Annotated in this window: 8 protein-coding genes; 4 read left to right on the plus strand and 4 right to left on the minus strand. The window is 70.0% G+C overall.

The window, feature by feature from the left end; translation table 11 throughout:
- The first annotated feature begins 38 nt into the window (after nucleotides 1-38).
- Nucleotides 39-602 (plus strand): hypothetical protein, encoded by a 564-nt coding sequence (locus AB0D67_RS10950; RefSeq protein ID WP_362932328.1) that lies wholly within the window; start codon nucleotides 39-41, stop codon nucleotides 600-602.
- A gap of 530 nt (nucleotides 603-1,132) precedes the next feature.
- Here the strand turns inward: AB0D67_RS10950 and AB0D67_RS10955 are convergent.
- The 4 genes from AB0D67_RS10955 to AB0D67_RS10970 form a co-directional block, all read right to left on the minus strand.
- On the minus strand, nucleotides 1,133-6,565 hold the full coding sequence (locus tag AB0D67_RS10955) for a class I SAM-dependent DNA methyltransferase (RefSeq protein ID WP_362932330.1): 5,433 nt from the start codon (nucleotides 6,563-6,565) through the stop codon (nucleotides 1,133-1,135).
- Nucleotides 6,562-9,390 (minus strand): DEAD/DEAH box helicase, encoded by a 2,829-nt coding sequence (locus tag AB0D67_RS10960; RefSeq protein WP_362932332.1) that lies wholly within the window; start codon nucleotides 9,388-9,390, stop codon nucleotides 6,562-6,564. The genes AB0D67_RS10955 and AB0D67_RS10960 overlap by 4 nt, the downstream gene beginning before the upstream one ends.
- Nucleotides 9,391-9,506: 116 nt before the next feature.
- Nucleotides 9,507-10,523: a serine/threonine-protein kinase gene (locus AB0D67_RS10965; RefSeq protein ID WP_362932461.1), complete on the minus strand. Its 1,017-nt coding sequence runs from the start codon at nucleotides 10,521-10,523 to the stop codon at nucleotides 9,507-9,509.
- Between the two features lie 164 nt (nucleotides 10,524-10,687).
- The gene (locus AB0D67_RS10970) at nucleotides 10,688-12,562 is read right to left on the minus strand and encodes a protein kinase (RefSeq protein ID WP_362932334.1); all 1,875 of its coding nucleotides are present in this window, start codon (nucleotides 12,560-12,562) and stop codon (nucleotides 10,688-10,690) included.
- A 234-nt stretch (nucleotides 12,563-12,796) separates the two neighbouring features.
- Between AB0D67_RS10970 and AB0D67_RS10975 the strand changes: the two genes are divergently transcribed.
- The 3 genes from AB0D67_RS10975 to AB0D67_RS10985 all read left to right on the plus strand — a co-directional run bounded on the left by AB0D67_RS10975 (nucleotide 12,797) and on the right by AB0D67_RS10985 (nucleotide 19,176).
- Entirely contained in the window at nucleotides 12,797-13,498 is a 702-nt protein-coding gene (locus AB0D67_RS10975) for a DUF4352 domain-containing protein (protein ID WP_362932336.1), read from the plus strand.
- A 162-nt stretch (nucleotides 13,499-13,660) separates the two neighbouring features.
- A complete protein-coding gene (locus AB0D67_RS10980; RefSeq protein WP_362932338.1) occupies nucleotides 13,661-18,397 on the plus strand; it encodes a histone-like nucleoid-structuring protein Lsr2 in 4,737 nt (1,578 codons plus the stop codon).
- Nucleotides 18,398-18,588: 191 nt separating this feature from the next.
- On the plus strand, nucleotides 18,589-19,176 hold the full coding sequence (locus AB0D67_RS10985) for an MFS transporter (RefSeq protein ID WP_362932340.1): 588 nt from the start codon (nucleotides 18,589-18,591) through the stop codon (nucleotides 19,174-19,176).
- The last annotated feature ends 52 nt before the right edge of the window (nucleotides 19,177-19,228 follow it).

A 19,228-nucleotide genomic window follows, 5' to 3' on the forward strand; every position in this document is an offset into this window, starting at 1 on the left:
GGCACGAATTTCACTCGCCGTGACGCTACATTTACCCGGTGCTTACGGCATACATCGACGAGAGTCTCCGCCGCCACCCGGACGACCACTGCGTTTACGCGATGGCGGCGGTCGTCATGGACTCCGCCCACCATGACGACATACGTGCGGCCCTGGAATCCCTCCGCACCGGCAAGAGTCCTCGCCTGCACTGGCGGGAGGAATCCGCGGCCCGGCAGCTCGTCATCGCCGGTTCGATCGCCGTCATGCCGGTGCGGAGCATCGTCACCATCCACATCTTCAGCAGAGGCCTCCCTTACGAGAGAGCGCGACGCCTCTGCCTTGAGAGACTGCTGTACGAGCTTGATCAGGCGGACGTCAGGGCGGTGACCGTCGAGAGCCGCTCCCCCAAGCTGGACCATCTCGATCTCTTGCTGGTCATGGGGATCCGCAGAGCACGCGCCGTCTCGAAGGACCTCAAGGTCGCATGGCGGCGGCCAGACGAGGAGCCGCTCCTCTGGAGCGCCGACGCCGTCGCCGGAGCCACAACGTGGTGGCTGAACGGGCAACCGGAGGGCTTCAAGCTCCTGGCCGATCGAATCCGCCTGGTCTGCCTCGACTGAGGGAGAGAAACGCGAAGGCCGGGCACCCGATTCCATCGGTAGTCCCGGCCTCACTTCCGACGCCCACCGGGGGCGCGGCACCACCAAGTTTGCCTCACCATGAGTGAGCGCGCAAGCGGTTTCCGTCACACGCCACTCTCGGCGGGGGCCATGGCGGAAGCCCGTCGAGGCCCCGAAGAGATCGGAGGACCGGATGGAGGCAACGGAGCGGCATCGGCCCGGCGATGAAAGAGAAGGCCCCGTCCACCGGACGGGGCCTGCTCCCACCGGCACGTGTCCCGTGGGGTAACAGACATCATCGAACCGGCACGCCCGCGTGTCTGTCAACTCACTCATGGTGACCGATGCGACGGTGACGCTTCGCCGGGAGCAGCGCGAAGGCCGGGCACCCGATTCCATCGGTGGCCCTGACCTCGCTTCCGGCACCCACCGAGAGCGCGACACACCCAAGCGCGCCCCACCAGGAGTGATCGCACAAGCGGATCGCGGCTCCCTGGCCGCCCGGGACGGAATGACAGCGGCGGTTCCCGTCACGACGCGCCGCCCCCGTCGGGGGCGGCCGGCGGCTGCCAGCCGGAGCGGCGGAGCCGCTCGGAGAAGACGGCGTGCGCCTGGCGGTACTCGGCCTCACGGTTGGCCTTGTGGAAGGGGGCGGTGTAGCCGTCGGGGACGGGGCCGCCCGCCTCGGGGTCGAGGTGGGCCATGAGCTGCTCGAAGTGCTGCTTGGTCTGGCCGTAACCGAAGGTGTTGTAATTGCCCGCGATCTTGCGTCCTCGGGAGTCGAACCAGATCTCGTTCTCCCGGTCGGCGAGCACGGGGAACCGGGAGCGGTAGACGGCGGCCAGTTGGTCCGCCGAAATGCCGAGCCAGACGGCTACCAGCGCGTCGATCTCGACGAGCGCCGCCCTACGCTCCCTTTCGGTGCGCAGCGGCGTGGCGGCGGTCCATTCGGGCCCGACGCCGGCATTGAGCGGGGCAAGCCCTGGCCAGTCGATCGCCCATCCCTCATCGGACAGACCTTTGACCCAGGTGCCCGGCTCACCAGGACGCGCGTCATCAAGCCTTCCGTCGTGGAACAGCTCCCCCCAGATCTCGGCGTACGCCTCGGTGAGACAGTTGAGCCGGAGCGTCCTCATCAGCAGCGCGGGGGCCAGCGGATGCCGGGGGTCGGCGGCGGGCATGGCGTTCGCCTCGGCGTTCCGGAGATCTGACCGCCCGGTGATCCGAAGCAGGTAGTCCAGCGGCAACGACGCCCAGAACCCGGCCGTCAGCGCCGTGCCCCGGTTGTCGGGAAGAGCCAGCGTGTGCACGGCGTCCACATGGGCCGGACCGGGCGGGATGAGCGCGGCGAAGAGTGACCGCTCGGTGTTGAAGGGAATCATGCGCCGCCAGGCCAGGCGGTAGAAGCTCGTGTACGGCTTGGTGGCCCCGGCCCGCAGGTCCCGGTCGAGCTCCTCGTAACTCGCGCCCCGTAGATCCTCCGAGAAGATGCCTGACTCGCGACGCTGTTTCAATAGTCGGTAGTTCACCCAGTGGTCCTGGGCGGCGATGTATGTCTCCCTGTCACAGGATCGCTTGTAATTGGTCACTGGCCCAGCAGCCGTGGGCAAGTCCACAAGATCCCAGGAGTACCAATCATTCGTACTACGGCACGGATCCTTTGGCTGCTTAGCAAAGAGCGTCGCAATGCCAAAATGCGGCCCCTGGATGACCACCTCATCTAAAGACTTGCAAGCACCCGCCTTCCAGCAGATTAGTCCGTCGTCTTTGGCGGTTTTTTCATGGTAACCGGAACTGATTCGAGGATTATATTCTCCTAGTCTATTCACGTAAGATGCATAGGCTTCGATGGCATCAGCCTCGGTAGCAGCAACCGGGTACAGCAGTGAAGTTTGCTCCACCGGAGTGTCGAGCGTAGCGATAAGCCGTTGCCACCGGGAAAGGACATCTTCATCAATCTTAATGATCCGCTCGCGATGAGGACGCAGATCCCATTTTCCCTCATACTTAATTCCAGGGGTTTCGCCAGTTCCATCATGAGCGAGTGATCCGAAAACCACAGAAGCAGAGTAGAGCCAGTTAATCGTTGAAAAGTTTACTTTCTGGGTACTTCCGTATATATGGCATCCAAATTCTGTAGTATCCCCCACAGGCCTCGGGAAGGCCCAGTTCCCCCCATTAACAAAGTGTGCATGGAAGCGGATATGGCTATACGCAGCAGCCCGCAGCTTCCCTTCTTTTATGCCACCAAAGTGCGTACCAGGATGAATTAGGCCCGCTATGCCAACACGTCCAAGGTTTGCCCAGGCTCGACACATGAAAGCCCGATATAGATCCGGCTGAGTGCCAGCCAGCAATGGGTAAGCTATGCCAGATCCAATAAATTCGACAACACCCATATTGGCCGATAGGTTATTTATATAATAAATTCGGAAATCACTCTGAAGCAATGCATTTGTTTTACGGTTGCGCCATTCGGGGATACTAGGCTTTTCCGTGAGCTTAAACCACGGCTCCAGCTCAGCGAGCACGGCGTCCTCTTGCCACGTCGGCCTAACCCATGGTGGGTTGCCCATCTGAAGGTCGAAACCACCCCGCTTGAAGACCTGGGCGAACTGAAGTTCCCAATGAAAGAACCCCTGCTGCTCGGCGATGTCCTCCGCCGGGTGGAGCCACGGAAAGCGCTCCGGCAGCCGGTTCGGCGAGTCCATGCCCATCCACGCCTGCAGCTCGTCCTCGTACACCTCCAGGTCCGCCAGGGATGCGAAGCTCGCGACCAGGGAGTCCTCCGGGATGTCCGCGCGGCCGAGCATCGCCTCGGCGAAGTCGAGCCAGTCGTCCAGGTCGGCCAGGGGGATCACCGGGCGCAGCGGCTCCAGGGTGGGGCGTGCCCTGCGGGCCACCGGCTTCGTCGGGCCTCCGGTCCTGGCGGGCTTGGCGGTCTTCGCGTCGAGCGCGTAGGCGGCGAGGTCGAGTTGCTTGTCGCCGAGGCTGAACAGGGAGTCGGTGACGTAGGCGCCCCCGAAACCGGTCGGCTCGTCGGCGCCCGAAGCGGTGCCCGAGGCAATGCCCGAAGCACCGGCCGAAGCGGCGGACGAAGCACCGGTCGAGGCTCCGGTCGCCGGCCGGTCCGCGCCCTCGCTCGCGGCCGCCGACCGCTCCCCCGCCGAAGGGCCGGGCCGTACATCTGCCTGAGCGGCCGGAGACACACCGTCTGATGCGTGATCAGACGGTGTGTCCGAGGCGCGGCGCGCGTAGACGTCGGCGGTGCCGTCCAGCAGGCCGGCGCGGTCGAGCGGCCAGAACCACAGCGCGCACCAGGCGTCCATGACCTTCTTCAGCCGCCAGTACGGCGTGCCCGGCGCGATCAGGTCGCCGTAGACCTTCTCCTTCCGCACGGCGTCGGCGGGCTGGTCGATCCAGTCGGCCCCCCAGACGTCGATCCGGCGGCTGATCTCCCGCTCGGAGATGGTCAGGCGTTGGACGACGAGGTCCCACAGGTACTCGGCCCGCCCGGAGAGGGCCTGGAGCCGCTGGAGCTGGGAGGACTTCCGGCCGCCGGACTTCTTGTCGGAGACCTTGGCCCGCATCCGCCTGCGCCAGTCGCCCAGTCGCTTGGCCTCGGCCGGGGCCAGCTCGCGGGCCTCCTTGGCCCCGGCGACCGCGCCCCAGCCCTCGGCGGGCAGCAGGAAGTGGTGGACCTTCCCCGTGGGCAGCGGGCCGGCCGAGAACGGCAGGTCCCCGGGGGCCTCCTTCAGCCAGGCGCCCTTGGTCAGCGAGGCCGGGCCGTACACCCGGCGGCCCGCGCCGATGAGCGAGTTGCCGCGCCGCAGGTGCAGGCCGAACCAGGGGGCCCGCAGGCCGGGGTACATGACGTTGAGCCAGACGGAGACCTCGGCCAGTTCGATGGCGGTCTCGTTGAGGTCGACGCCGTAGGAGTTGTGCAGCGCGACGTACGCCTTGACCTTCTGCAGCTCGTCCTCGTAGCGGTCCGGGTCGATCCGGACGTCGAGCTCCTTCTGGCGGCGGCGGAGATACTCGGCGGCCACCTGGTTGACGGCCTCGTTGAGGAACGCGCCCGACCCCAGGGCAGGCTCGCAGATCTTCCACTCCAGGATCTCGCGCGCCGGGGTGACAGTGTCGTCCTGGTCGAGGCGGTGCTGCAGGGCGAGCTGGACGGTGACCTTCGTCAGCGACTCGGGCGTGTAGTAGGAGGCGCTGGTCTCCCGGTCGCGGCCGGCGAGGCGGTAGACGAACGCGCCCTGTCGGTAGCGGACGTACTCGCCGGTCCGGTTGCCGTCCTCGTCGACGGCGGGCACGAACACGCTCTCGGGGTAGTCGTCCACCTTGGAGGCGGGGATCATCCACGAGCCGTCCTTGGGGTCGCCGTTCTTGGCGACCTCATACAGCTCCTCGGCGGCGATGAACCCGGTGTAGGACATCAGGCCCTCGTAGACCGCGCCGAGCTGGTTGATGCCGAGCTGGGCATAGGAGATGAAGCCGCCGCGCTCCTTGCGCCGGCCCCGGGTGAGCATGAGCAGCCGCAGCACCCGGTGCAGGGTCGCGTTGCGCAGCCGGGTGTCGATCCTCGGCGCGTCCGGGTCGTCCTCGTCGTGTCCGGGCACGACCATCGCCTCGCGGCCGATGAGTCCGGTGTGCCGGGAGTCGAACAGGTCGGCGCGCAACGGCTCGAACCGGAGCCCCTCGCCGCGCGACCCGTCGCCCTCCTTCCCAGCCGCGGCCTCCGACGCGCCCGGCGCGTCCTCCGCCGTGTCCCCGTCGTCGCCGGTGTCCAGCTCGCCGCCGTTGACCAGGCGGAACAGCAGGTCGAGCGACTCGTACAGGTGGAAGCCGTCGCGCGACTCCTCCCCGGTCAGGTCGCGCACCACGAGGTCGCCGAGGCGGGCGAGGCTGTAGCCCCGACCGTAGTCCTCGTCGTCGGTCGGCAGGATGCCCAGCTCCGGCCGGGCCTCGGCGTACAGCAGGAACAGGACGCGGTAGAGGTAGCGCAGCGCCTCGCGGCCCAGCTCCTTGGCGAGGGCGCCCGGTTCCATGACGTCCTCGGGGCGGACCTGGCGGACCGTGCCATCGTCCAGCGGCATCTCGGCCTGGCGGATCCGGTCGAGCACCTCGTTGGCGATGAGCTCGACGGACTGCTGCAGCCCCTTGCGGAGCTCGGTGGAGACGCCGACCGCGTGGTTGCGGGAGTTGGTGAGCAGCTCGGCCAGCGGCTCGGAGCCGCCCTCCTCGGGGGGCAGCAGGGAGTCGGCGCCGAACAGCGCGGCGACGACCTCCAGCTCGGCGGGGTTGTTGCGGCCCAGCGCGATGTCGAGGCTGACCGCGAGGTAGCGGCCTTCGCCCCAGGTGGCCCGGTCGGCCAGGATGATCACGCCGCCGACGAGGATCAGCACGTATCGCGGCGGCTCGTCGCCCGCGAACAGCCAGGACGCCAGCTTGGCGCCGGAGATGATCCGCTCGTTCCCGTCGAGCCGGACGGGCTCCAGCAGCCGCCCGGCCAGGTCCTCGTCGAGGGCGGCGTCCGCGTCGGCGGCCCAGCCGCACTCGACGGCGACCAGGTGCCGGTCGGCGCGTGCCACCGGGACGGTGTACTCCCGGCCCGCCCGTTCCACGGTCAGCTCGCGCGGTGTCTCGGTGAACCCGAGTGCTTTCAGCGTCTCGCCGTGCAACTCGGTCAGCTTCTTGCGCCACTCGGCGCGCTCGTCGGGGTCGGCGGGCTCGCCCGCGCGCAGCCGCGCGTCGAAGCCGGCGAAGAGCGGCCGGTCGGAGAAGTACGGCCTGCCCAGCGCCCGCAGGCCCCGGCGCGGGGTGCCGTCGCCGGCCTTCTCCCGCTCGTTCCAGCGGGAGAGCAGGCCGCCGGACCTCTTCAGGTCCTTGGGCAGCACCTCGGCCAGGTAGTGGGCCGAGAAGTAGTCGCCGCGGTTGACGATGGAGTCGAAGCTCACCGGTGCCCGTCCTGCTGGGTCGTGCCGGAGTCCGGCGTGGCGGGGACCAGCACGGCGAGGATCCGCAGCAGCGGCTCGCCGGTGGTCTCAAGGGATTCGAGGAGCCGTCGCTGCTCTTCGGCGGTCTCGCGCACGCCGGCCTCCTTCCGGCCGACCTGAGAGACGTGCAGGCCGTCGAGGGTGAGCTGCTCCCAGGCGGCCAGCCGCTCGCGGTACTCCTTCAGCGGCGCGGTGACCGCGGCGTCGTAGTGGGCGCGGCGCTCCTCCAGGTGGGCGCGGGCGACGGCGACGGCGGGCCGTACCATCCGCTGGAGCGGTTCGAGGTCCGGCTTCAGGCCGGTGTTGACCATGCCGGGGCCGACCCCGGCCGCCGCGAGGACGTCGACCATCTTCCGGTCCTGTACGGCGAGCGCCCCGGGCGGGCCGCTGACCGCCATCCACTCCACGACCGTGGGCCGGCCGCGGCGGTTGGAGTAGATGCCCTGGATGAGGAAGGTCGGCTCGGTCACCCCGCCGATGACGATGGGAGCCCGCTGGCGGCCGAGCTGCACGAGGACCTTGTCGGTCAGCCACTCGACGAGGGGGTGCAGGTCGGACAGGTAGGTGATGTCCGGCCACATGGTCTTGGTCCGGCGGGCCTCGTCGAGTTTGCGCCGGGCCAGGGCGCGGTCGAAGGTGACCTTCATCCGCTTGCGGACGTCGTGGGTGCGCAGGTAGGAGGACGGCAGCGCCGACAGGCGGTGCACGAGGTCCTTGGGCGGGTCGAAGGCGAACATCCCGCCGTCGTCCTCCAGGCCGGGCAGGAGGCCCAGCGTGTCGATCGCCTCGCGGGCGAACGCCTCGGTGTCGGCGAAGAGCCGCGGCACGTCCGCCCGCGGCGGCTCGGCGGCCTGGTGACCTCCCGTGCCGCCGGTGGAGTCGCCGAGTAGCGCGGCCAGGAGGGCGTCCTCCATGGGTGATTCGAGCGACTCCTCCACGGACTTGCCGGCGAGGAGGTCCTGCACGAGGCGGCGCTCCTCACGCTCGGCGCGGTACTCACCGGTGACGGCCTCGGCGGTGCCGAAGTGCCGGTGGGCCGTCTCCTCCTTGAGCAGAAGCTTCTCGGCGACCGTACGGTCGTCCTTGGCGCCCTCGACCTCGGAGGTGAGGATCAGCGCGGTGAACCGGGGCTCGTGTTGCTGGCCGTAGCGGTCGATGCGGCCGTTGCGCTGCTCGATGCGGATCAGGCTCCACGGCACGTCGTAGTGGATGAGCTGGTGGCACTGGCGGTGCAGGTTCACGCCCTCCGAGGCGACGTCGCCGGTGAAAAGGATCCGGATCTTGCTGTCGGCGAGCGAGAAGCGCTCGACGATCTCCTGCTGCTGGGTGTCGGACAGCCCGCCGTGCATGATCTCCACGGCGTCTTCGGACAGCCCGAGCCGCGCGGGCACGGTCCGCTTCAGCCACCTCAGGGTGGGGACGCTCTCGGAGAACACCACGACCCGGGTGCCGCCGCGCGGGCCGACGCCGATCTCCCCGAGCCGGGCGACCAGGGTGCGGAGCTTGGCGGAGTCGTCGTCGCCGACCCCCGCCGCCAGGTCCGCGAGGACCTTCAGGGCCTCGATCTCGCGGCTCTCCGTGGCGTTCTTCAATCTGTTGCCGACCGTGGCGGCCAGGGCGGCGTGCGAGGAGAGGAACGACTTGAGCAGGGTGTAGGGGAAGAGCCGGTGCTTGGCGTCGACGACCGGTCCGCCCTCCCGGGCGTCACCGGCCAGCCAGACCCGGGTCAGCTCCTCGAAGATCCTCTCCTCGGCTTCGCCGGCGGCGCAGTGCAGCGGGACGGAGGGGCCGCGGTCGGGCCACTTGCCGCTCATCTGGTCGCGGACCTCGGGGTTGATCTTCGTGCGGCGGATGTAGAGGTGGGCGATGTCCTCGGCCGAGTACTTGTCGTCGTCGGCGATCGCGGCCGGGTCGAGCATGCGGATCAGCTCGGCGAAGGACTTGCTCTCACCGTTGTGCGGGGTGGCGCTGGCCAGCAGCAGCGCGTCGGTGTTGCTGGCCAGCAGCCTGGCGAGGCGGTTGCGGAAGCTTTTCTCGCCGATGAGATTGTGCGACTCGTCGATGACGACCGCGTCCCAGTGGATCTTCTCCAGGTGCTGGCCGTACTTGCCGACGTTCTTGAGGGTGTCGATCGAGACGATCACCCGCTTGTAGTAGGTGAACGGGTTGCGGCCCGCCGGGATCTCCCGCTGGATCCGTTCGATGCCGACCGAGTCGAGGCGGACCAGCGGGATGGAGAAGCGGGTCCACAGCTCGTGCTGGAACTGCTCCAGCACCTGCTGCGGGGCGACCACGAGGATCCGGTCGCCGCGGCCCCGGCGGATCAGCTCGGCCAGGATGAGGCCGATCTCCAGCGTTTTGCCCAGGCCGACGACATCGGCGAGCAGGATGCGCGGGCGCAGGCCGTCGAGCGCCAGCCGGGCCGGTCGCCGCTGGTAGGGCAGCGGGTCCAGCAGGAAGCGGTCGGCCAGGGCGAGCCCCTTCTCCGTCTGCGGCAGCGGCGTCCTGCGCAGCACCGCTTCGAGGAAGAGACGGCTCTTGGCGAACCGGGAGGTGTCGTCGTGCTCCAGGACGGTGTCCTCGGGGCGCATCAGCGTGACGCGCTCGATCGCGGTGAAGAAGACCGCGTCCTCGTCGCGGACGAACTCCGAGGCGCCGACCGCGGTGATGCGGGTCCCGCCCGGTCTCCCGGGCCTTATGGGCTCCGCGGGTCCGCAGGTGCGGACGATCCACTCCGCGTCGCGGACCTCGATCCGGGCACCGGGGGGGTACGGCGTCTGGGGCACGGTTCTCCTTGGGCGGGGAGCGCTTCGGGGGGTGGGCGGCCTTCGGGGGCGCCGCCCGGGGGTCTCGGCGGTGTCGGTTTCTCGCGGAGGGGGGCGCGGGCGGTTCCCGGTGGCCCTCAGAAGCGGGCGTTGGCGGCGTAGGCGCCGCGCAGCCGTTCGGCGAGGAGGGAGACGACGGAGCCCGGGATGACGACGCCGGTGAGGTCGCGCCGCTTCGGCAGGGGTGGCTCGGGCTCGGCGGGGTCGGACTCGCGTTCGACGTAGGTGGCCACCGCCAGCCGCCGGGCGGCCACCGGCAGGGAGAGCCCTCCGGCGGTGGCCGGCCCGGTCAGCCAGGCGGTCACCTGGGCGAGCCCGGGACGGGCGGCGGGATCGTGGGCGAGCATCGCGGTGACGAAGGGGACGAAGTCCTCGGGAAGCCCGGCGAGGTCGGGGGCCTTCTCGGGGCTGACGATGTTCATCAGCAGCGCCGCGAGGTTCGTCCCCTGGTAGGGATAGTGGCCGGTCAGGACGAACAGCAGCGTCGCGCCCAGCGCGTACACGTCGGTGGCGGCCGTCACGCTCTTGGGAGTGTTGGCCTGCTCGGGGGACATGCAGGCGGGCGTGCCCAGCGTCGATCCCGAGGTGGTGAGGTCCGTCGGTCCGTCGGCGAAGGCCACCAGCCCGAGATCGATGACCTTGGGGCCCTCCCGGCCCAGGAGGATGTTCCCCGGCTTGAGGTCGCGGTGGAGCAGCCCGGCCCGGTGGACGTCCTTGAGCGCGGCGGCGAGCAGGACGCCAAGGGTCGCCGCGTCGGCGGGCGCGAGCGGGCCGCGCAGTTCGACGAACTCCTTCAGGCTCAGCCCCCGGACGTACTCGACGGCGAGCCACGGCGGCTCTTCGTCCTCCTCGGACGCGTCGACGAGCCCGGCGACGTGCGGTCCCTGGACGGTGCGCAGCGCGTCGACCTCCCTGGAGAACCGCGCCCGCACCTCGGCCCGGTCGGCCATCTCCTCGCGGATGACCTTGACGGCGACCGGTTCACCGTCGGCCGTCAGGCCGTAGAACACCCGGCCCATGCCGCCCGAGCCGAGCCGGCCTCGCAGGGCGATGCCCCCGATGATCTGAGGATCGGAACGGTCCAGGGGTTCCATCCGCACCTGCCTCACGGTCGCCTCGTGCCCTCCGGCCGGGCGACTCCCCCGCTCGACCGCTCATGAGGAACGGCGGAATGGGGGAATCGGCGAAGGAGGTCTTTTATTTACGCGCGCTTGAACACAGTAGCCATCACCAATGACACTTTTCAAGTGAATCTGGTTCACAATGGGGCCGCATATCGATAATCAGCGAGATCCACCGAAGCGACGACCCGGCGATACCCCTTGGCGTCCTCGGGCCGGGCACTCAACACGAACAGGGCCACCTTCGATTTGGGTAAATACCAGATCTTTTGTGTATATTGTCCATTTGTCGTGCAAGGGATCACCCATTCCCTATAAGCGGCTTTTCTGCCGCCCGCCATACGCGCCAGGCTGGAGCGGAGCAGGCTCGCCCCTTCGGGGGAGACGCCGTCGTAGAGGCCGAACTCCCCGATGACGTCGTCGTAGGAGCCGTTGGGATCGCGCCACACGGATCCGCCGGCCAGGCACGGCATCGGGTCGCCGAGCACCCAGCCTGAGAGAGGGTCATCGATGCCGCTCCCCGGCCAGCTTCCGGCCCCGGCACCGGTTTTGAGCACCATGGCGTCGGGGCGGCAGGCGAGTTCCCACGGGCCACTACTCCCCCGCGCGTTAGGCGACTCGATGCAGGCCAGGTCCTTGCGGACGCGCAGCAGCCGCCATCCTTTCGGCAACGTCATCGCGATTCCCCGGAAGGAGACGGCCTCACCGCCGGAGCGCGGGACCGTCCGGGCCTTCTCCGTCGCCCCGGTCGAGGCCTGCTGTGCTGTCGCCGGCGTCGGGGAGCCTGAAACCGGCGCGGGCGGAGTCGTGGCCGCGAACTGGGCGAGTGCCTTCGGTCCGGCGGTCGTCTCATTGGAGCGTTCCCGGAGGGGCTCCGCCGGGGACGAGGTCGCCGCGGCAGCGATGATCGCGGTGACCGCCACCAGGGCAGCGGCCGCCGCCGTGGCGATGTAGGCGTGCACCCACGACGGCCCGGAACGCCCGCGCGCGATCTCGGCGGAGTCGCCAGCCGGAAGCGCCTTGACCTCCGGAGCCGCCGGAACCTCTGGAACCTTCGGAACCGGCGCGGCCGCCACGGTCGCCACGGTCGCCGGCGACGCGGCGGGCGGCTCCGGCCACTCCGTCGTCTCGCCGGGCGACAGCACCCAGGTGCGCTGGATCATCGCCGTGGCGTCGGCCTCCGGCTCCGCCGTGCCGTCGGCCCGGTTCCGCCAGGCGTCGGTGACCCCGGCCAGGACCTCGGCGGTGGCCGGCCGTTCAGCGGGGTCCTTGGCCAGCGCCCGTTCGACGAGGTCGCGCAGGTCGGCGGGGACGGCCCCGGTGTCCGGCGTCTCCTCGCGGACGCGGTAGGCGAGCACCTCGGGTCGGCCGGCGCCGTACGGGGGCTCGCCGGTGACGGCGAAGAGCACGAGCAGGGCCCAGCCGTACACGTCGGCCGGGGTGCCCGCGGAGCCCTCGCCGTACTCCTCGGGACTTATCCAGCCGGGTGAGCCGACGAGCGTGCCGGTGTGCGTCACCGTGCCGCCGTCCAGCACCTTGGCGATGCCGAAGTCGATCAGCCGCGGCCCGTCGGGGGCGAGGATCACGTTGGACGGCTTGAGGTCGCGGTGGACCACGCCGGCCGCGTGCATGGCCACGAGCGCCTCGGCGACCCCGGCGGCCAGGCCGTACAGGGCGTCCCCGGACAGCGGACCCCCGGCGCGCACGTGCTGCTCGATCGTGGGGCCGGGGATGTACTCGGTGGCGAGCCACGGGCGCTCGGTACCGGGATCGGAGCCGAGGACCCGGGCCAGGCAGACGCCCTCCACCCCGTCCAGCACGGAGATCTCCCGGCTGAAGCGGCGGCGGAACTCCAGGTCGACGGAGAGCGGCTCGTGCACGAGTTTGACCGCCACCCGGCGGCCGGTGTCGTCGACGCCCGCGTAGACGACCCCCATGCCGCCCGCGCCGAGACGTCCCACCAGCCGGTACGGGCCGATCTCGCGTGGATCACCTGACAGCAGCGACAGCACGCGGCCTCCGTGGGGGTTCATTCGGCTTGGGCGGAGATTGAAGCAGATGGAGGGGAGATCCACCAGAGGAAGACGATACACACCATACGCCGGAAACCAGATTTGTTCTTGTTGACTCAATTCACAGTGTGGTTAACTCGTAGGACCGGGCGGCGTGCGAGCGCCGCCCGGTCCATCCACTCGCGTTCCCCCGAGAGTCCATTCACTCGCGTCCCCCGAAAGCGAGCCCTCGTCATGCACGGAAACGAGCAGCCCCCGCACGGTCCCCAGCCACAGGGGCAGCCCCCGCGATACGGCCCGCCGCAGCAGTACGGTCCGCCGCCCGTCCATCCCCGGTTCGTGGCCGCGCCGAAGAGGGGTGGCTGCCTGCGGGCGTTCGTCGTCGCCGTGGTCCTCCTGGCCGGGCTGGTCCTGGTGGGCGTCGGTGTGCTCCTCAGCGGCGGGGGCGGCGACTCCCCCGGATCGGACGCCGGCGTCTCCGCCCCCGCCGGGAAAGCCGAGAAGGACCGGAAGGACGGGAAAGCCGGAGAACAGGCCGCGGCCGGCATCGGCGACACGGTGAAGGACGGCAAGTTCTCCTTCACCGTGACCAAGGTGGAGAAGGGCGTCGAGCGCGTCGGCGACCAGTACGTCGGGTCCGACGCCCAAGGCCAGTACGTCCTCGTGCACGTCACCGTGAGGAACATCGGCGACGAGGCGCAGATGTTCCTCGACTCCGCGCAGAAGCTCATCGACACGGCCGGCCGCGAGTACGACGCCGACTCGGGGGCCGCCGTGCTCGGTCTGAAGAACTCCCATGCCTTCCTCAACAACATCAATCCCGGCAACGGCGTCAGCGGCATCCTGCTCTTCGACGTCCCCGACGACTTCAAGATCAAGGCGATCGAACTGCACGACTCGCTCTTCTCCGGCGGCACGCAGGTGGCGCTGCGGTGATGAGTCCACCAATGTGATCTCATTCCGGGAACGTTCCAACAATCAGAGATCACCGACCACTAGCATCACGCCACCCGCCCGATCACCTGGGCGGGAGGGGCCGGGTTCGCACGGACATCATGCGGCGAGCACGAGCCGTACGACGTGAAGGAGACAAGCCGCGTGAGCGCGCAGCAGTCCCGGGCCCGGGACCCCCGTCTGATCGACTCCACCACGCGCCTGGTGGAGTTCCTCCGCGACCTGGCGACCGCGCGCCGCGCCCCGGTTCGAGACGTCCGGCAACACGGCCAGGTGCTCTGGCTGGTCGACCTGCCCGACGCCGTACGGCCCCGTCCGGAGGCGGGGCCCGGCGAGGTCCTCCTCTCCGTCGACCACGTCCGGAGCGTCCCCCACCCGTCCCCACCAGATGAGCTCCACGGCTGGCTGCGGCCGAACGAGCTCATCGACCCCGAGCTGGACGCCCCCGAACTGTCGGAGACCGGACCGGGGCTCATCGAGGAGCCCGGAGAGGACGGTCGCCCGGTGTCCCGGCCGGAGACCGAGGACGACCGGCCCGACGTGGTCACCGCGTACGAGACGTGGCTTCCCCTATGGCGGGTGTGGGCGGACCGGGAGCGGGAGCGGGTCCGGCAGCAGCGCTGGCACCGCGACCTCTACTCGATCGCCAACCAGCTGGGGCAGATCGACGACGAGTGGGAGCTGGTGCTGGCGACCGGACTGCTGTCCTGGGCCGCCCCCGGTGGCGTCGGCATCCGCAACCACCTGATCGCGACCCGCCTCCACCTGCGGGTGGATCCGGATACCGAGCGGGTCGACGTCCTGCTGGGTGAGGCGGCGCCGGCCCTGCAGGACCGCGAGCTTCTGGCCGACCTCGACGGGTTCACCCCTGAGCGGACCGACCCCCTGCGGCGGCGCGTCCGGGAGGGGGAGGCCACCGGGTTGCAAAGCGGCGTCACCGGTCTGCTGGAGGCATGGTGCGACCGCGGGCTCGACGTCAGGCCCACGCCCCGCTTCCTTCCTGACTGGGCGCCAGGGAAGGCGTCCGGTGGTCCCACCGAGGTACGGCCGGCGCCCGCGCTCGTATTGCGCAAGCGAGACCACGGCTCCCTCATCTCCTACTACGACGAGATGATCTCCGCGCTGACCGGCCCGGACGCCCAGACGCCTCTCGGGCTGGCCCAGCTCGTCGGCTCTCTCGAACCGGAGGAGCGCATGGCCTTCCTCCGGGAGCTTCCGGAGAGGAAGGCCGTCTCAGGAGACGTCCTCGGACAGGACCCGCTGTTCCCACTGCCCGCCAACCCCGAGCAGCGCACGATCATGACCCGGCTGGGGGCGGACAACGGCGTCGTCGTCCAGGGACCGCCCGGGACGGGGAAGACCCACAGCATCGCCAACCTGCTGTCGGCGCTGCTCGCCCAGGGGCAGCGGGTGCTGGTCACCAGCCAGAAGGCGCAGGCGCTGCGGGTCCTGCGGGACAAGCTCCCGGCGGAGATCGCCGCGTTGTGCGTCTCCATGACCGACCTCGGCCGCGGCGGCTCGGCGGAGCTCGAAGGCGGCGTCAAGGCGCTGTCCAGCCGTTTCTCCTCCTTCGACCCCGCTCGGCAGGCCCGGGGCATCGCCGAGAAGCGGAGTCAGCTCGAAGGCGCCCGCCGTGCCACCGCGGAGCTGACCGAGCGGATCCGGGCTCTGCGCGAGTCGGAGACCTACCACCACCCCGAGGTCGCGACCGGTTACGCGGGCACCCTCGCCGGCATCGCGCGACGGCTGCGGCAGGAGGCGGCGGAGTGCTCGTGGATGCCGGTACCGCTGCCCGCCTCCGCGCCGCCTGCGGCCCCGATCACCGTCGGTGAGGCGGCGGAACTCATCACCCTGCTGGCCGGGGAGACGCCGCGGCGGAAGGCCCGGCTCTCCCAGCGCCTTCCCGACGTGGCCTCCCTGCCGGGTGTGGAGAGACTGAACGGCCTGATCGCGGCGGAGTCCGCCGCGCACGACGTGGCGCGGCAGGCCGAGACGAAGGTCTCCCGGCGCATCGAGCACCTCACCCCCGCCCTGCTCGCCCGGCTGGAGGGGATCGCGGCCGACGTCGCCGCGCGTCTTCACCGGCTCGACCTGCCCGAGGAGGCGGCGGCCTGGGATTCCGAGGACTGGACGGTCCGCGCGCTGCGGGACGGCCTGGCCGGACGCGAGGTCACGGTCTGGGAACAACTCGCCGCACACGCCGATCGGCTCGCCGCTGCCAGGGACGCCGTCAGGACGGTCGGGTTCCGGGCGATCAGCCACCCGCCGCTGGACACGCCGGGCGCGACCGGAGCCTACCTTCAGGCGATGCGGGAGCTGCGCGACCACCTCGCCGCAGGCAACCAGCTCAAGCGCGGCCCTTTCAGGCCCGCCGTGCAGAAACGGGCCGCGCCATGGCTGGAAGGGACGCTGGTCGACGGGATCCCCCCGTCCAACGCCGAGCTGCTGTCGCTGGTCGTCGCGGAGTTCGATGGCCGGGCCGCCGCGGCCGAACTGCGGCGCGGCTGGTGGCTCGTCGGGGTGGAGTTCCCCGAGGACGTGCCGCTCCAGCGGGCGGTGGCTCAGCTCGGGGACGCCTTCGACCGGCTCGGCCAGGTGCGCCACGTCCTGTCGGCGGTGGCGGAGACCACGCGGCTGCTCACCATGGCGGGCGCGCACGTCAGACTCGGCACGCCCGCCGACTGGAGCGCGTATGCCGCGGCGCTGCGTGCCGTACGGCTCCGGGCCGAGGCCGCGCGGGCCACCTCAGCGCTGGGTGAGCTGCACGCGGCGTTGCGGCGCGAGATAGGGCTAGGCACCCCCGCCCCGGAGCTCGTCGAGGCCGCGGACGCGGTGGCCGTACGTGACGACGCCGCCTACCGGCGGTGCCTGCACGCGCTCACCGAGGCGCACCGGGAGCAGGCCGAGCAGCGGCACTGCGACGAGCTCGCCGGCCGGGTCCGCGCCGCCCATCCGGCGCTGCTCCACCTGCTGTCCGAGGCCGGGGCGTGGCGGCCCGGGTTCTCCACGTGGGAGAGGGCGTGGGCGTGGGCGAAGGCGCAGACGTTCTTCACCGAGCAGCGCCGCCCCGGCCTGGAGCAGCGGCTGGAGGCCGAACTGGAGTCGGCGACCGCCCGCGAGATGAGACTGACCGCGGAGCTCGCCGCCGAGCAGTCCTGGCAGGCGGCGCTGAGCAGGATGAACTCCCGGCAGACCACGGCGCTGCGTTCCTACCAGGACCACATGGGCAAGCTCGGCAAGGGCACCGGCCGGTACGCCGCGAAGTTCCAGTCACTCGCCCGGGAGGCGATGTCGCACGCCCGCGACGCCGTACCTGCCTGGATCATGCCGTTGCAGCAGGTATTGGAGACGATCCCGCCGGTCCGGGACTCCTTCGACGTGGTCATCGTCGACGAGGCCAGCCAGGCGAGCATCGAGGCGCTCTTCCTGCTGTGGCTCGCTCCCCGGGTCATCGTCGTCGGGGACGACAAGCAGTGCGCGCCCTCGACCGTGAGCCACGGCGAGCTCGCACCGATCTTCGCCAAGCTGTCGAGCTATCTGCCGGACCTCCCGGCGTACCTGCGGGACGCGTTCACCCCCAAGTCGAGCCTGTTCGACCTGCTGGCCACGCGGTTCGGCTCGGTGCTGCGGCTCAAGGAGCACTTCCGGTGCATGCCGGAGATCATCGACTTCTCCTCGCGGCAGTTCTACGCGGACGAGCCGCTGGTGCCACTGCGGCAGTTCGGCGCCGACCGGCTGCCCCCGCTGCGGACGGAGTACGTGCCGGGCGCCGTGACCGAGGGGACGACGACCCGGCTGCGCAACCTCGCCGAGGCCGAGGCCATCGTGGAGCGGATCCTCGCCTGTACGGAGGATCCGGCCTACCGGGAGCGGACCTTCGGCGTCGTCGTGCTGCAGGGCGGAGCGCAGGCGCAGCTCATCCACGGCATGCTGCTCGACCGGCTGGACACCAAGGAGTGGGAGAAGCGCAGGCTGCGCGTCGGGACGCCGCCCGACTTCCAGGGCGACGAGCGTGACGTGGTGTTCCTGTCCATGGTGGTCGCCGAGAGACGGTCCGCGCTGACGAGCACCGAATGGCAGCGCAGGTTCAACGTGGCCGCATCACGGGCCAAGGACCAGATGTGGCTGTTCCACTCCGTCACGCCTGACCTGCTCTCTCCCGCCTGCCTGCGCAGATCGCTGCTGACCTACCTGCTGAACCCCCCGTCGGCGCTGCTCTCGGCCACGCTGGACGATGTGACCCCGGATGTCTCCCATCCGGAGTTCGACTCGCTCTTCGAGCAGCGGGTCTTCCTGCGCATCCGTGAGCGCGGCTACCACGTCGTCCCCCAGGTGGAGGTCAACGGCCGCCGGATCGACCTCGTGGTGAGCGGTGCGGGCGGACGTCTGGCGGTCGAGTGCGACGGCGACTTCTGGCACGGCACGCCCGAGCAGCGGGAGGCCGACCTCGACCGGGAGCGGGAGCTCAAGCGCGCGGGCTGGCGGTTCTGGCGGGTCCGTGAAAGCGAGTTCCACTTCGACCCCGAGGCCGCCCTGGAACCCCTCTGGTCCGAGCTCGACCGGCGGGGCATCCGGCCGGGCGAGGTCGCGGGCGAGGAGAGTGGCGGCGCGTCCTCGTCGTGGAACGCGCTCGCTCTGCCGGGAGAGGACGGTTGGAACCGGCTCGACGACCTGCTCGACGGACTCGATGTGCTCGACGATGTGGGAACGCTGACGGCCGGCGCGTTGACGGGTGTCCCCCTGACCGGTTCATCCGCGGAATCGACCACGGCTCGGATACGCTCCTGGGCGCGCAGCCAGGGATACGCCGTCGGCGAGCGCGGCCGTCTTCCCGAAGGAGTGGTCGAGGCGTATCACCATGCGCACATCTCCGACCGGTAGAAAAGCGATCGGCCATGAGGACGCCTGTCCGATGTGGACCGCGGGATGCCCTTTTCCGGGCCGGTGAGTGAGAGAGGGCCCCCTCTTCCGGAGACCCGCCCGGACCCGCGCCGGGGCCTTTCGGGAGGGGCCGGCTCCGGGCATCGGTCACTTCTCACCACGATCACCAGCCGATCACTAGAGTTCGGGATATGACCAGACGCCGATGGATGCTCGCCTCATTCACCCTCGCCGTCCTTCTCTTCGCGACCAATGTGACCGTGCTGAACGCGCTGGGACCGGCGCTCGCAGACGGCCTGGCGGTTCCCCCCACCTCAGAGTTCGGCATCACCTACTCGTATCTGTTGGCTTTCGTCGCGGTCGTTCTTCCGCTGAAGGCGCGCAAGAGCCTGCTCATCTCAGGGCTCGCGGCCTTCTTCCTCGCGTCCCTGGTGTGCGCCTTCGCCACCGACGTCGGCGTGCTGATCGGTGGCCGGGTGCTGCAGGGCCTGGCCGCCGCGCTCGTGATCCGGGCAGGCATCATGTTCATGACCGGCGCCTTCCCCGGCACCCGGGTGTGGACGGCGGCCGTGGCGCCCCTGGTGGCGGCCATGGTGGGTCTGATGACGGGGTCGGTGCTCGGCCTCGTCATCGCGGATCACTTCCGGTTCGACTTCGTCTTCCTGCTCGACGCGCTGCTGGCCGTCGTCGTCGCGGTGGCGGTCGCCGTCACCTTCCCGGGCACGAAGACGTCAGCCGGAGCCCGGCAGCCTGATCCACACCCCCTGGACTCCGTCTGACCTGGCGCGTCCGCTTCCACACCCGAGAGCGGGCTTCACATCCTCGGCGGCG

Origin of the sequence: Streptosporangium sp. NPDC048047 (assembly GCF_040653115.1) — a bacterium.
In the GTDB taxonomy this organism is placed as follows: domain Bacteria; phylum Actinomycetota; class Actinomycetes; order Streptosporangiales; family Streptosporangiaceae; genus Streptosporangium.